General features: G+C 41.5%; 13 protein-coding genes. All 13 read right to left on the bottom strand.

Going from position 1 to position 15,434, the window contains the following annotated elements; all coding sequences use genetic code 11:
* Positions 1 to 2: 2 nt before the first annotated feature.
* Positions 3 to 911 (bottom strand): N-acetylmuramic acid 6-phosphate etherase, encoded by a 909-nt coding sequence (gene murQ, locus BLR93_RS07730; protein ID WP_093212954.1) that lies wholly within the window; start codon positions 909 to 911, stop codon positions 3 to 5.
* A gap of 24 nt (positions 912 to 935) precedes the next feature.
* Complete coding sequence (locus BLR93_RS07725; protein ID WP_093212952.1) at positions 936 to 1,763, bottom strand: ABC transporter permease; 828 nt, start codon at positions 1,761 to 1,763, stop codon at positions 936 to 938.
* Between the two features lie 35 nt (positions 1,764 to 1,798).
* Positions 1,799 to 2,743 carry an ABC transporter permease gene (locus BLR93_RS07720; RefSeq protein WP_093212950.1) on the bottom strand — a complete coding sequence of 315 codons (945 nt, stop codon included), beginning with the start codon at positions 2,741 to 2,743 and terminating at the stop codon, positions 1,799 to 1,801.
* 57 nt (positions 2,744 to 2,800) lie between these two features.
* Positions 2,801 to 4,363, bottom strand: a complete 1,563-nt coding sequence (locus tag BLR93_RS07715; RefSeq protein WP_093212948.1) for an ABC transporter substrate-binding protein — start codon at positions 4,361 to 4,363, stop codon at positions 2,801 to 2,803.
* A 29-nt stretch (positions 4,364 to 4,392) separates the two neighbouring features.
* The gene (locus BLR93_RS07710) at positions 4,393 to 5,439 is read right to left on the bottom strand and encodes a serine hydrolase domain-containing protein (protein ID WP_175559291.1); all 1,047 of its coding nucleotides are present in this window, start codon (positions 5,437 to 5,439) and stop codon (positions 4,393 to 4,395) included.
* Between the two features lie 16 nt (positions 5,440 to 5,455).
* A complete protein-coding gene (locus BLR93_RS07705) occupies positions 5,456 to 6,301 on the bottom strand; it encodes a MurR/RpiR family transcriptional regulator (RefSeq protein WP_093212945.1) in 846 nt (281 codons plus the stop codon).
* A 665-nt stretch (positions 6,302 to 6,966) separates the two neighbouring features.
* On the bottom strand, positions 6,967 to 7,977 hold the full coding sequence (locus BLR93_RS07695) for a Gfo/Idh/MocA family protein (protein ID WP_342720338.1): 1,011 nt from the start codon (positions 7,975 to 7,977) through the stop codon (positions 6,967 to 6,969).
* A gap of 66 nt (positions 7,978 to 8,043) precedes the next feature.
* A complete protein-coding gene (locus BLR93_RS07690; protein ID WP_425440931.1) occupies positions 8,044 to 8,814 on the bottom strand; it encodes a carbohydrate ABC transporter permease in 771 nt (256 codons plus the stop codon).
* A 50-nt stretch (positions 8,815 to 8,864) separates the two neighbouring features.
* On the bottom strand, positions 8,865 to 9,863 hold the full coding sequence (locus BLR93_RS07685; RefSeq protein WP_093212937.1) for a carbohydrate ABC transporter permease: 999 nt from the start codon (positions 9,861 to 9,863) through the stop codon (positions 8,865 to 8,867).
* Between the two features lie 181 nt (positions 9,864 to 10,044).
* Positions 10,045 to 11,337, bottom strand: a complete 1,293-nt coding sequence (locus BLR93_RS07680; RefSeq protein ID WP_093213471.1) for an ABC transporter substrate-binding protein — start codon at positions 11,335 to 11,337, stop codon at positions 10,045 to 10,047.
* 149 nt (positions 11,338 to 11,486) lie between these two features.
* A complete protein-coding gene (locus tag BLR93_RS07675) occupies positions 11,487 to 12,911 on the bottom strand; it encodes a response regulator (RefSeq protein ID WP_093212935.1) in 1,425 nt (474 codons plus the stop codon).
* Positions 12,886 to 14,364 carry a sensor histidine kinase gene (locus BLR93_RS07670; RefSeq protein WP_093212933.1) on the bottom strand — a complete coding sequence of 493 codons (1,479 nt, stop codon included), beginning with the start codon at positions 14,362 to 14,364 and terminating at the stop codon, positions 12,886 to 12,888. The genes BLR93_RS07675 and BLR93_RS07670 overlap by 26 nt, the downstream gene beginning before the upstream one ends.
* Positions 14,361 to 15,359 carry a sugar-binding protein gene (locus BLR93_RS07665; protein WP_093212931.1) on the bottom strand — a complete coding sequence of 333 codons (999 nt, stop codon included), beginning with the start codon at positions 15,357 to 15,359 and terminating at the stop codon, positions 14,361 to 14,363. The genes BLR93_RS07670 and BLR93_RS07665 overlap by 4 nt, the downstream gene beginning before the upstream one ends.
* Between the last annotated feature and the right edge of the window lie 75 nt (positions 15,360 to 15,434).

Here is a 15,434-nt window from a genome sequence, read left to right as displayed (position 1 = left end):
CATCACCTCTGTTCAGCCGAATTTATCGCCCTGGCTACAAACCCTTCATTTTCCAGCAAGCTTTTTTGGGAAGCCGTTCTATCCACTTTTGCCTGGAGCATCACTAATGCTTCCTTTATATTCCAGTCTGTTTCTTTTAATATTTGGCACGTGATAGCTTCATCCGCTGATGTCAGCTTGTTTAGGATACTGGAAGCCCTTTTTTTCAATTTATTATTCGATGCTTGCAGATCAACCATATAATTTTTATAAACTTTGCCCAACTTAATCATCGTTGTCGTACTAATCATATTTAAAACCATTTTCTGGGCGGTTCCAGCTTTCAGACGAGTCGATCCAGTAACTACTTCCGGTCCTGTAACTGTTTCTATTGCAATGTCAGCATAACCAGAAATTAATGAGTTGGGATTGCAGGAAATGCTGATCGTAGCCGTCCCGAGAGAATTCGCATATTTCAATGCTCCTGCCACATAAGGGGTTGAACCACTCGCCGCTATCCCTACTACTACATCTTGATTATTTAATGAATAATCCTGCAAATCAACGGCCGCCTGGCTCTCCTTGTCTTCGACTCCCTCAAGCGCATGAACCAAAGCAGGATAGCCGCCAGCAATGATGCCATTCACTAATCCAGCAGGTGTGTTATAAGTTGGAGGGCATTCTGAAGCATCCAAAACACCTAATCTCCCGCTTGTCCCTGCTCCAATATAAAATATCCGTCCGCCCCTTTTAATAGCGTCCACAATTTTATCTACGGCTTTATGAATCGTATGTATCTCTTTTTTCACCGAATATGCAACAGTAGTGTCTTCTTCATTGATAACAGTCAAAATTTCTTCGGTGCTCATTTGATCGATATTCTCTGTGGATGGATTACTCTCTTCCGTTATTAGCTTATTTGTTAAATACATATACTCCGCTCCTACTCTTGTTTACTATTTCATTTTTGGATCGAGGATATCTCTTAAACTATCACCGAAAAGATTGAAACAAAAAATCGTAAATACGATGGCGATTGCTGGAAATAATATCGTCCAAGGGGCAAACTCCATATACGTACGGCTTGCGTCCAACATGACACCCCATGAAGGGTTTGGCGGCTGAATGCCCAGCCCTAAGAAACTCAAAGCAGCCTCTGTCAGGATAGCCCCGGAGAGAGCAAGTGTTATTTGTACGATAAAGGGGGCCAATATGTTGGGAGTGATGTGCCTGTAAATTATTTTTATCGGTGGTACTCCTATAGCAGTGGCACTGGTGATGTACTCATTTTCTTTGACAGCGATTACAGCCGCTCTGACAGTTCTGGTAAACACCGGCGTAAATACGATCCCTATTGCAATCATCGTATTGGTTAAACTAGGGCCAAGCACTGCCACAATCGCAAGAGCTAGCAATATATCAGGAAACGCAAAAAATATGTCCATGATTCTCATGATGATTTGATCTACTTTTCCTTGAAAATAACCGCTTATTAATCCAAAAACCAATCCACAGCCGGCACCTATGCCAACTGCAATGACACCAACTTGTAAGGAAACCTGCGTGCCGAATATGATTCTGGAAAAAATGTCGCGGCCGAACTCGTCTGTCCCAAAAATAAATTGGCTGCTCGGACCTTCCATTGTATGGTCAGTGAACATTTCTTCAGGGCTGTAAGGAGCGATCAGAGGGGAGAATACCCCTACCAAAATGACTATAATAATTCCCGTAAATCCGATTAACCCTACCTTATCTTGTTTTAATCTGGCTAAAAATTGTTTCATACAACCACTCTTTCTCCTATTCTTTAACAGAAATATTATTTATAAGTGATTCTAGGATCTAAATAGGAATAAATAATATCAACGAGTAAATTGATCATGACGAAGACAAAGGCAATAAACAATACCGCACCCTGTACAACCGTGAAATCGCGTTGAGTTATTGCTGTTAGTACAAGCTGGCCCAGACCTGGAAGCGAGAAAATCTGCTCGATGATAACCGTTCCCCCAAGCAGTGTTCCAATTTGCATTCCGATGATTGTGAGAATTGGAATCATGGCATTACGCAAAGCGTGTTGAAAAATCACAACTCTTTCCTTCGCACCTTTTGCTCTGATCGTACGAATAAAATCCTGTCTTAAAATTTCCAATATAGACGATCGCGTCATCCTCATCACAGCCCCCGCCATGGCAGTCCCAAGGACAATAGAGGGAAGGATCATTATTTGCAAGTTCTTAACCGGATCTTCAAAAAAGCCTACATAACCCACAGGCGGGCTGTAAGAGAAGAACAGTGCCAATACAAGGATTAGTACCGTTGCCAACGCAAAGTTTGGTACCGATACTCCTAACAGCGAAATAATCCTTACGCCAAAATCTGTACGTGTGTTTCTTCTCACAGCAGCAATCACCCCTAAAGGAATCGCTATAATCCAGGAAATAACAGCTGATATTAAAGTTAGTTCAAATGTTAATTTAAAGCGGCTTAAAATATCTGGAAGCACTTCTTTCCCGGTTCTCATCGACTCTCCAAAGTCCCCGGTAAGCACTCCGGTTATCCACTGAATATACTGCTGGTAAATCGGCAGGTCCAAACCAAAGTCTTTCCTTAATTGCGCCAGAGATTCTGGTGTAGCATCTGTTCCCAGAATAGTCATAGCTACGTCCCCTGGCACGATTCGCATGATTACAAAGATAAACACCGATACGCCAAACAAGACAGGTATTAATAATAAAAGGCGCCTCATGATATATGCGTACATTTTTCTATTCACCCTTTATGTGAGAATAGAGGGCTGCATCAGCAGCCCCTCTATTAATTATTTTTTAAAAACTTCTGTAATTTCTTCACCATTATGAGGATATGGCGTGAAGCCTTCTACGTTATCTCTCACGGCTACATAGTTCATTGGAGAAACAAGGAATAAATTTGGTGATAGATTAATAATTTCTTCTTGAGCTTCCACATAAATCTCTTTCCGTTTCTCTATATCCAGTGTCTCCCTGCCTTTTTCTACTAGTTGATCAAAATTATCATTCGAGAAGTTCCATACATTGGCTGATCCCTCTGTATTGAAAAAGTAATTTAATGAACGGTCAGGGTCGGTACCAGAACCATTTCGGCCTACTAAAATATCTGCTGATGTATTTGACCAGGTATCGATATATTCTCCCCATTCGATCTGTTTAATTGTGGCTTCCACTCCAATATCCTTCCATTGCTGCTGAAGCAGCTGAGCTGTATCCACCATGTCAGGATAAGTAGAAGCAGTTGTAATTTCTGTAGTGAACCCATCAGGATAACCAGCTTCAGCTAGCAGTTCTTTAGCTTTGTCTACATTTCTTTGGTAAAGTTCTTCTTCCGTCACATCAATTGCCCAATCCCCCATCGACGGTGCAACTGGACCGGAAATGACTGCATCGCCATCCCATACGATATCAGCGATACTTTGCCGATCTGTTGCTAAACTTAGTGCCTGGCGTACTTTTTCATCGTTGAAAGGTTCTTTATCCACATTAAAACCGACATAACTGTATTCAAGAGACTGGTAATCCAGGATATTCAGGCCTTCCTGATCTTCTAATAATGAAGCGGACTTCGCTGACAATGTTGTCATGTCTACTTCTCCGGTCCGAATGGCAGAAAGCCGGGACGACTCTTCTTTCATCGTATTGTAAACAACTTGATCCAGCTTTGGCTGGTCTTCAACATAGTAATCTTCATTCCTAACTAAGGTTACATGGTTATCAGGAACCCATTCTTCCAGCTTGAATGGTCCTGTACCGATTGCCACCTGCTGCAAATCTTCATTTTCTTCTACAGTTTCTTGTGGTACCACTACAGCACTGGCATTGGTCAAATACGACAAAAATGTAGCATCCGGCTCACTTAAAGTGAATTTGACTGTATATGTATCTTCTGCTTCTACCGTTTCCACATTCGAAAAATAAGAAGCAATATGTGAGGCAGTTTCTTCGTCCAATATTCTTTCAAAGCTATAGACAACATCGTCTGCCGTCATTTCACGGCCGTTATGGAATTTCACACCCTCTTTTAAGTGAAAAACGTAAGAAGTATCATCTGGCTGTTCCCATTCCTTTGCCAATTGGCCTTCAATTTCCATATTTTCATCGAATCGAAGCAATCCTTCATAAATCTGTGAATAAATTCTAATGGAAGAATGCGCCGGTGTTTTATGTGGGTCCAATCCAGCAGGTTCCTGGTCGTTAGCAATGTTTAATACTTGTTCAGCAGCCTTTTCGCCTTTGGCTTCATTTTCATTGTCTCCGCTATTCGCCTCATCAGTATCTGAACAGCCTGCAGTTATGATTGCTGCAAAGAGAATAAACAGCAACACTAAGAAATTTCTTTTGTTTTTCATCATTAATCCCCCAGTTTTTTTATTGGTTGCTAACTAATCATTGCTTCAAAGATGGCTCTTCTAAATGGAAGAACATTTTTCGGAAAATCTGTATGAAGTCTATTTGTCAGTAGTCCCACAACCATCTCTTTTTCGGGAACCACCCAAATAGATGTACCGGTAAACCCTGTGTGGCCGCAGCCCTCTGGAAATACTCCGCCTATTTGCCATCCCAGCCCCCTGCCATCCATTTGATTTTTCATTGACCTTTGTACCAAACCACTGTCTATCAGTCGTTCGTTTTTATACACGCCCCCCTTCAAATACAGATTGCCTATTTTGATGAGGTCCTCCACACAGGAAAACAACCCCGCGTGCCCAGACTCACCTTGAAAATAATAATAAGCATTCCCGTCATTCACTTTTCCAACAATTGGTTCGTTTGTATTACGCCAACCTTCAAAGGATACACCTATTTCTTTGCACATCGCCATTTCCGTTTTATTTCCAAATTCAGTAGCGGCAATGTTTGATTGATTCCTAGGATGATAAGTTAATGTGGACAATTCCAGTGGATCAGCCAAATACTTTTTTATCGCGTATTCTAAATGATCTTTCACTAAGTATTTAATTACTTCACCAAGTAAAATAAAATTCAAGTCACTATAAACAACTTTTTCATCACTATCATGAGTGAGCTTTATGTCTTCCAGCACTTTAAATAAATCTTTATTTGGTAAATGAGCATAAAATGGATGCCACGCTTTCAATCCTGAAGTATGTGTCAAAAGTTGTTGGATCGTGATTGGTGAAAGTATTGGATTGATGGAAGTGTGAGGCAGACAGTCCCTTAAACAAGTGGCAAGGGAAAGTCTCTTGTTAGTTATTAATTGTAGAATCATGGTGGTGGTTATTATCTTGGTAACACTGGCCAAGTCGAATATTGTATCTTTTTTCAGTTTTGTTTGGTTGGTACGGTTAGCTAATCCGTATGCCTTATGGAAAATGATATTTCCTTTTACTGATATACAGCATACCCCGCCAGCAAAATAATCATCTCTAATATATTCAGCAAAGATTTCGTCTAAGTGGTTCATAACTACGCTCCCAACATCAAAATCGATTGTGGATGACATCTCTTGTCTTGTCCAAAAAGTTAATGGACTCCTGATAGTTTTGCGATGCAAGTCCAGTAAACAAAATATCGATGATATTCAATTGTGCGATTCTTGAAGCTGTTGCCCCGCTCCTAATATTTTGCTCTAAATTTGAAGCATAGAGATTAATGGTCGATAATTTTTGTACCTGGTTGCTCCCATAGCTAGTTATTGAAATGACTGGTGTATTATTTTTGTTTGCTATTTTGATGGTATCGACAATCTCTTTGGTTTCCCCCGAGTAAGAAACAGCGATAACGACATCTTTCGACGTTAAATGTACAGCAGAAGTGAGCTGTGCATGACTATCAGTCAGGGCTTCACACCATTGGTTTATTCTTTTGCATTTTTGCTCAAAATCTTGTGCAACAATAGCGGACGCTCCTACCCCTATAATGAGGATTTTTCTAGCATCAGCTAAACATGCAACTGCCTTTTCCATAGAATCTTCATCGAATACAGATAATGTGTCTTCTATCGAACGTAAATTATTATAAGAGACGACTCTGCTAATCTCCTTAATACTCGCTTCGGCAGAAATATCCCGATATCTATCCGTTGAAAAATCATTGTTATTGACTGAAGCAGAAACACTCAGCTTTAACTCTCTAAATCCTTTAAATTGTAATGACCTGCACATACGGATAATTGTGGCTTCACTAGTCTGACATTCTTTTGCCAACTCGGAAATCGGCATGATTAATACCTTTTCCGCGTTTTTCAAAATATAATTAGCTACCTTTCTTTCCGAAGGTTTAAGTGATGTACTTCCCTGGCGGATTCTTTCTATTCCATTGTTCATGTTTATCTCCCCTGTAGGCCAAAGCGCCTGATAACTTGATGTAGTTTTATTTCATATAAATAAATAAAATATGTAGTTAAACTACATATTAATAAATTTCCCGCCTTCCGTCAATGGAATGGTTTAAATTTTCTAAATTTTAAATTACTTTCTACTAAAAAACACTCCCCTGTTACGAGGCCACTGAAAAAGTCCTTTTTACATTTAAAGGGGCTGTCAAAGTTTGTTGTTGATTCCACGAATCGCTTGTCGGTGGATGCTTGCCGCGGGCATGGCACCAGCTAACCTGGTCAAGAAGATCACTTGACCAAGTCGATCTTCGCCTCGTGCTGTTTCCGCAGGCGTCACCACCGATTGCCTATCGCGGAATCAACAGAGGCCAATTTAAAAAGAGCGAATGGAAGCATAGACTCGGATATGAGGTCGCCGCATCTTCGGGTCTCGATAGACGAAGGCATGTGTATTCAAGTGGCGATGGCAATTTTCACGGCAAATGTGAAACGAATCGTTAAACTCATGAAGGAATGGAGGCACAAGCCTCTTCAAGTTAGACGAAAAGCGGTCTGTATGGAAATTAAATCCCACACAGACCGCTTTTTTTAAATTCTACCTATCATAGAGCTTCCGTTTTTCAGTGCCCGCGCCAGGAGCCGGGGGTTTTTTGATTAACTTCTTTCCTCGGCTATTCGTACCACTTTCCCTGTATGAATAGATTGATAGCAGGCATCGATAACTTTCATGTTAAGCAACATTTTCTCATCGGAATAATAAAGAGGTGTATCCTCTAGTATGGATTTAGAAAAATGTTCAACCTGGCTTCTGTATTGATCTCCCGGAATTCGCTTTTCTATTAGTTCTCCGCCTGCTTTGGTAAGCCGGATCAGACCTTCGCCGTCAGGATTTTTATCAGGGCGATAGGCATTTATTACTTCTATTTTTCCAGCGGAACCTACTAATTCATATTTATTTTCCGGAAACTGATCAAAGCTGCAATCAAAGCCTGCCTCGATACCACTGGCGAAAGACATGGTCCCGGCGACTGTCGTATCGACGTTCAAGTGGTCATCCCATTTTGCATGGGCGTGAATTTGCACAGGCTCCTCTCCAAGCACTGTTCGAATCGAATGGAGGCAGTAACAGCCCACATCATATACAGATCCGCCGCCAAGTGCGTTATTCAATCGGATATTTTCCGCATCCTTTTCCAGCAGGAAGGAGAAGCTTGCTCTCACAAGGGATAACTCCCCAATTTCCTTAGCGTCTATTAATTCTCTTACTTTCTCATGCAATGGATGAAATTGATACATGAAGGCTTCCATGAATTTTACGCCATGCCTGCTGCAAGCTTCTATCATTTCCTGTAATTCTTCCACATTCAAAGCTGCTGGTTTTTCACATAGGACGTGCTTGCCATGCCTGGCTGCTTCTATCACCCACTGTTTGTGAAGACTGTTCGGCAGCGGAATATAAACGGCGTCTATTTCCGGATCCTGCAATAGTTCTTGATAACTAGTATAAGCTTTAGCGATATTATGGCGGACCGCCGCTTCTTTAGCTTTATCTCCTCGGCTGGCAATCGCAATGGCTTCTGCATTAGCTGCCCGGCCGATGGCAGGAATCACCTGTTTTTGCCCTATACCAGCCGTGCTTAAAATTCCCCATTTCACTTTTTCCATGATACCCGTCCTCTCGTCGAATTTGCCCTAAAGGTGTCTGTCCCTGGTTAATGATCTACTAATAGTTTAGCCTTTGACAGAGCCTGCAAGCAAGCCGCGGACGAAGTATTTCCCTAACAAGATATACACGAGGAGTGTCGGCATGGCTGCCAGCAATGCCCCAGCCATCTGCACATTCCATTGGACAATTTGGCTGCCCGATAGGTTTTGCAGAGCAACCATGATTGGCTGGCTGTCCGAGTTTGTAATGGTAACTGCGAATAGAAACTCATTCCAAATATTCGTAAACTGCCAAATAGCAACGACGACGAAGCCGGTGATTGACAGCGGGATAATGATATGTCTGAATATCCCCAAAAAGCTTGCTCCATCGATTTTTGCTGCTTCCAGCATCGTGTCAGGAATGTTGGCGTAAAAGTTTCGGAACATCAATGTCGTAATCGGCAGACCATATACTACATGGGTCAGCACTAGTCCGGCAATGGAGTTGTACATTTCAATGTTGCGCAAAAACTGGATCAAAGGAATTAATATACTTTGGTAAGGTATGAACATACCAAACAAAATGACGGTGAAAATCAGTTCAGATCCTTTGAATTTCCACTTGGAAAGCACATACCCATTCATAGCTCCCAACAGAGCAGACAGCAATGTTGCCGGTATTACTAAATAAATACTATTCATAAAGTTCGGGGCAAGTTCCGAGAATGCATGGGAATAGCTGCTAAAATCAATAGCGGTAGGCAATGCCCACATATTGGCTAATGAAACCTCATCTAAAGGCTTTAAACTTGTTACAACAATTACGTAAATCGGCGTTAAAAAGATGATAGCCATGATAGTCAAAATCAAGTATTTTATCGGTTTCCAAATATTAAATGCAGCCATTAGTTACCACTCCTTCTGTTGGTCAATAGATACGGCACAATAAAGACCGCTACAAGAAGCAACATGATAATCGCAATAGCCGCACCATTTGCATAGTAGTTGCCGCGGAAGGTTGTTTCAAACATATAGACACCTGGAACATCGGTAACAAAGTTTGCTCCGGACCCAGTCATCGCATAGATCAAATCAAATATTTTCAATGAGATGTGTGCCATGATGATGACAACACTGACCGTAATCGGCATTAACATTGGCAGGATAACTTTTTTATAAATCTGCAATTCAGAAGCTCCATCCATTCGTGCTGCTTCCCGCAGTTCATCCGGAATGCCGCGCAGACCCGCTAAATACATTGCCAAAGAAAAACCGGTCATTTGCCATACAGCAGCAATAACGACAGCAATGATAGCGACAGGAAGTCCGAATTCAATACTGCCCCATTCAAATCCGGCCAAAATATTTGTGTCGGTGTACCATTTTGGCTGAATGCCGAAAACCGCCAGAAATTGATTGTACCCAGTGGACGGATTGAGCAGCCATTGCCATACAACCCCTGTAACTACAAAAGACAAAGCCATTGGAAATAAAAAGATATTGCGGAAAATGGATTCCCCTTTTAATTTCTGGTCGATCAAAATAGATAAACCAAGCCCCATAACAATGACTAAGCCAATAAATAATATAGTGAAGAATACCGTATTTCTTAAGTCTGCCTGAAACCTGTAATCATTAAAAAGATAAATATAGTTCTTCAAGCCTGCAAACGAAAAATCCGGAACTAGTGTATTCCAATTACTAACAGATACCCAGCCTGTCCAGCCGATGAATCCATAGACAAAGATAAGCACCAATATAAAGGATGGTGCCAGAAACCCCAATGCCACCCATTGGTCTTTTGATATTTTTCTTCTTGGTTTTTTTCCAGGATCAGCCTGAACGGCCGTCTTGTTTCTTTCCGTATAATCGTGCTCTTCTCCTTTAACTGCTTGTTCCGCCATGTCATCATCCTCCTGTCAAAAGAGGGTAGGTTAAATTAAGAAAGAGGCTGACTCGAAGACAGGCGAGCCTATCTCATAACCTATCAGGCAGATCCGCCTTCAGGCTGTAGAGGAGCTTGAACCATAATGTTCTGAGTCAGCCGCTTTTTGATTAATTTTAAAATTACCCTGTGACTATTTCTTACAATTCATTTGCTGCGTTTTTCAACGTATTGATAAAGTTTTCAACATCAAGTTGTGTAACGAATATGTTTACTGCTTGATTTGCTTTAGTGACAAATCCTTCTGCAGCTGCAGATCCGTGGGCAAGACTCGGAGTCAGATTGGAATTATTAAAGTCTTCCATCGCATCCTGGCCGTACTCGTCGTATTTAGAAGTATCGGCATCAACACGTGCAGGGATAGAACCTTTTAACGGGTTGAATGCATCCTGACCTTCCTGTGAACCAAGAACACTTAAGAATTCTTTGACATCTTCAGGATTTTCCACGCCTTTAGGTAATCCAAATGTGTCGGTAATAACCATGAAATCTCCGTCTGTCTCCGGATAAGCAAAGTAACCAAAGTCGACATTAGTCTCCAGGTTTAAGTCATTAGAGAAATAACCTTTCGCCCAATCACCCATATTGATCATAGCTGCTTCCCCATCACCAACTAATTGAGCAGCATCCTGCCAGTTGCGTGAAGCATGATCTTCATTAACATAGCCAAGCACTGTCTTGAACTTTTCAGCTGCTGCAACTACTCGCTCATCATCAAAAGCGATGTCGCCATTCCACAAATTCCGGTAATCTTCAGCACCTAATTCTCCCAGAAGAATGTTTTCAAAAATTTGTGTTGCAGTCCAAGCTTCTTTATCACCTAAAGCAAGCGGAGTAACACCAGCATCTTGCAAGGTATCAGCAACTTCAATAAACTCATCGTAAGAAGTCGGTACTTCTACTCCATTTTCTTCAAATACTTGTTTGTTATAAAATACAACATTACCTCTATGGACGTTTACTGGAACAGAATAGATATTTCCATCCTTACTTACCAAGTCAATCAAATCTTGTGGAAACTTATCCATCCATCCTTGCTCTTCATAAAAATCGTTCAGCGGTTCCATTTTGTCAGCTGCAACCCAGCCTTCGTTCAACTCTGCTCCACCATGCACTTGGAAAGTCGATGGCGGATCGTCCCCCTGCATACGGGTAGCCAACACTGCTTTGGCATTTGTACCGGCTCCACCAGCTACCGCAGCATTATCTACCGTAATATCGGGATGCTTCTGCTCAAACAAGTCGATTAATGCCAATAATCCATCTTCTTCACCGGCGCCTGTCCACCAGCTGAAAATTTCCACTGTGCCGCCGTCTCCATCAGATCCGGCTGCTTCTTCTGAATCGTTTCCTTCTGATGCACTAGCATCTTCTCCATCATCACTTGATGATGAATCAGAACTACAAGCTGCAATCACAAGTGCCATAACCATTAATAATAAAATTCCAAAAATCTTCTTCACTTGTAAAGCCCCCTTTGTTTAACTTATAAAGCGTTTTCTGTTACCGCTTACATTACTTATTATAAGAAAGACTCCACAGGAAAAGGGAGCCGTTTTTCTGTAATATTTTATGATTTTCTTCATTTTTTTAAGATTTTCTTTTGATATTGCTTCGGTGATAGCGAAAAATACTTTTTAAAAACCCGGCTGAAATAATTCGGGTCTTTATATCCAACCATAAAACAAATTTCCTTAAGGCTGTATTTATTAGACTGTAAAAATTCTTTCGCCTTTAATAACCGAATATGGGTTAAGTAATCAATAAATGTTTCTCCAGTTGATTCCTTAAATAAATTAGAAAAGTAATTAGGGCTTAGTTCTGATCGGAAAGAAACATCCTCCAGGCTAATTGGCTCGTGGTAGTGGTCATGGATAAACTTTTTTGCCCGCTCTATTTTATCCTGTGATTGAAAATGGTGCTGGACATTCAAGCTGGCCAGTTTGATGTATTCTGCCCAGTCCTGGTAGGAATCCATGTCAGGCATGGCCGTTTCGGGCGGTTGGATATCCCGCTTCTGCAGTTCTTGTTTTAGGCGGAAAAACAGTTCCTGCAGCAGTTCTGTCTTTGCATGTTTGTTCTGCCACATTTCCGCTAAAAAATGCTGGGCAATTGTGTCGCTCCCGCTGACGACCTCCAAGAGGATATCTTCCAAAATGCTGTTTCTGCTAAATTCAACAGGCGGAAAGCCGAATTTACTATTGCCCATCTGCTCTAAGTGCTTGACTGCCTGCAATGCCTGGTGATAGCAATTAGGCAAATCTTCCAGCCTTTCCGCTGGATAACCAGCCCCCACATAAGCGTCGTCTCCCAGCTGCATTTGCAGCCTTCGGGCAAGTTTTAAGACCGCTGCTTTGTCTTTAACAGATTCAGAGATAACCGCAATAATCAATTGGCCTTCTTCGAGCCTATATATCCATTTATCATCCGTTATCTGGCTTATCCACTCATCAATCGCTTTCCCGGATAGACGTTCATCACTGGCAGCAAGGAAAAAAGCCGATCGGAACAAAGGGAATAGCGTCTGCTGTAACTCTTTGGTGTCATTCCCGATTTCGTTCTTCATCAGTTTAGTCAAAAACAATTCTTTGGCTATCAAACTGGAATTCCTTGTCCGTTCAGTTCTAGCCTGTTCTTCCTTCACTTCTTTTTTTACACGCAATACCGCCCGGATCGTTTCCTCTTTTTTACTAGGTTTTAAGATATATTCTTTTACGCCCATCTTCATTGCTTGTTTGGCATAGGCAAAAGAATCATAAGCGGAAACAAGGATGAATTTTATTCCAGGGTTCTTTTCATGTATGGATTCTATTGCTTCCAATCCGTTGATGCCAGGCATTTTGATATCCATCAATATTACGTTAGGCTGCAGTTCTTCTGCCATTTCAATTGCCCTTCTCCCGTTAACTGCTTCGCCAACCACAGTTAAATCAGTAAAATTATCTTCAAGGAATTTACGCATCGCTTTTCGTTCCAGCAGTTCATCCTCCGCTATCAGAACTTTCATGAGATCCACCTCCTCGATTTTCCCCAGCCGGAATATTTTGTTTTGGCAGCAGTAATTTGATTTTCGTGCCTTGGCCAAGCTCCGAATCGATTTCAATAACGTGCTCTGTCCGATAGAATAGCTGCAGTCTGCGAATCACATTGGATATTCCCAGCCCTGTTGAATGGCCGACATGGGACGATCCTTCCTCCTTAGAGAAAGAAAGAATTGCTTCTATCCTATCGGCGCTCATTCCTTTTCCATTGTCCTGGATTTCTACAATGGCCGCTTCACGCTTCTGATATATATGTAATTGAATCGTTCCGCCTTCCTCCTGTTCTTCCACCCCGTGGATAAAAGCATTTTCTACTAGAGGCTGCAGCGTCAGACGCGGAACAGGTAAATCAAGGCAGCTTTCATCGACATCGACCGTAAATCTAATTCGTTCAGTAAACCTCGTTTTCTGGATTGTTAAATACTCTTCCACGGCCCGGACCTCCTCTCGCAATGGAACATATTTATCAATATCGCCCAAACTATATCGCAATAGGGCCGCAGTAGAATCTATCAGATTGGAGGTAGACTTAGCGTCTTCTAAATAGGCCATTTTTGAGATAGTATTCAAGGTATTAAACAGGAAATGTGGATTTACCTGGTTTTGTAAATGCTTCAATTCTAATTCTTTCATTAACCTTTCTTGTTCTGACTGGTCTTTAATTTCATTAATCAGCTCGTGGATATTTGCCCTCATCTGATTGAAGGAGCTCCCCAGCAGTTTTAATTCATCATTGGAACGGACATCGACAGGATCTCCAGCAAAGTCTCCCCTGGAAACCTCTCTGGCAGCTTTGGTCAGCGTCTGAATCGGTTTGTTGATTCCATTTGAAAACCAAATAGCGAAAAAAATCGCCAGCATGACAGTGGTCGTGAACACAAATAAGGTGAACCAGCGGAATGCTTCATTGCGGTCTTGTAAATCAAGGTATAACGATTGATATTCTGTAAGCTCCAAATCAATCAAATGCAATGTCGTTTCCTGGATATAAGATGCGGTGCTTTCTGTTTCTTTTAAATGAGCGGTATATCGCTCAATATCATCCCTCAATACAAATCCAGTAGTAATCTCACTCTCATAAATAATATTCTCTATTAAATTAAGGTAATTTTTTGTTTGAATTTGTTCATCATCAGCAAGGATGGATTGAAGCTGCTGCTCGTTTTCCTTCATTTGTTTTCTCGAAGCATAGTACGCATGGCTATTTTCTTCAGACTGCTCCATCACGTAAGCCTTGGTATCTTCGTATAGCTTGTTCGCCGACTGGGAAATAGTATTAAGCAGTAAAAACCTTTCAAAGCTCGAATGATAGGAACTAGTCAGCGTATTGGAGCTAACATAAATGGAGACAGAAACAATGTTAAACAAAACGACAAAGACAAAGAAATAAACAATCAATTTACTGCGGATTGTCTTCATGATTCGTCACCTTTTTTTATGATTTCTCCATTACTGATGTCTTTGTTACGGATGATTCCTGTCTCGGTGAACTGCAGCTGCTCTACCTGCCTGCCAGTTTGTAAATCAACCATATGCCTGACAGCCAGCTTTCCCATTTGGGCAGGGTACTGGGTAATAGTCGCATCAATCTTATCCTGATCAATCAACTCCAATGTCTGGGGAAGAATATCAAACGCCAAAACATACGGCTCTACAGTAAGATGGATTTCTTCGATTCCCTGGACAATCCCCATCCCATCCAATGCACTTGTCCCTACTAGTGCATTAATTTGCGGATGTTCTTTTAGTAAGGAATACGCTGCTTCAGCAGCTCCAATTTCTGTAATATTCGATTCCTTTACGTCAGCTAAATGAATCCGTTTTTCTTCAGCAATTGCGTCGTTAAATCCCTTCAGTCTGTCCTGCTGGTTGAGAGCATCCAACAAACCGATAACGACGCCAACATGGACTTCTCCTTCCGTATCATTAATTAACGCTTGTCCTGCCAAATAGCCAGCCTGGTAATTATCCGTGCCTACATATACCTGCCGCTCACTGTGCGGCACATCCGTATCAACGGTAATTACTTCAATCCCACGCTCAACCGCTTTATGGACTAAAGCTTTAAATCGTTCGCCGCCAATTCCCTGGGTGATGATCCCATCTACTTTTGCAGATATCATACGATCAAAAGTCTGCAATTTTTCTTCATTATCGCTTTTCCTTGGACCTATATACTCCAGGTAAACATTGTGTTTCGCTGCTTCTTCCTTTGCCCCGTTCTCTATCAATCTCCAATAATCATTGCCAACTTCCTCGGTGATAAGCGCAAAATGGTAATCATATATTTGCTGGGAAGATAGTTTCTTCTCCACGTAAAATGTTTCTTTCCCATAATAAAGCATCGAGCAAAAACTAATAAGAAACACGACAATTACAGCGGCATAAAGGGTGTTTCTTGGTAACCTCTTCATGGTATCTCCCCCTGCCTTTAATGAAAGCGGTTAACTAAAACTGTTACTATACGATGAATTCTACTTCCTAGAGTA

The sequence above is a fragment of the Sediminibacillus albus genome (genome assembly GCF_900101125.1).
GTDB lineage: Bacteria > Bacillota > Bacilli > Bacillales > Amphibacillaceae > Sediminibacillus > Sediminibacillus albus.
Note: the sequence above shows the minus strand (reverse complement) of the source record. Positions and strands in the feature narration are given on the sequence as shown.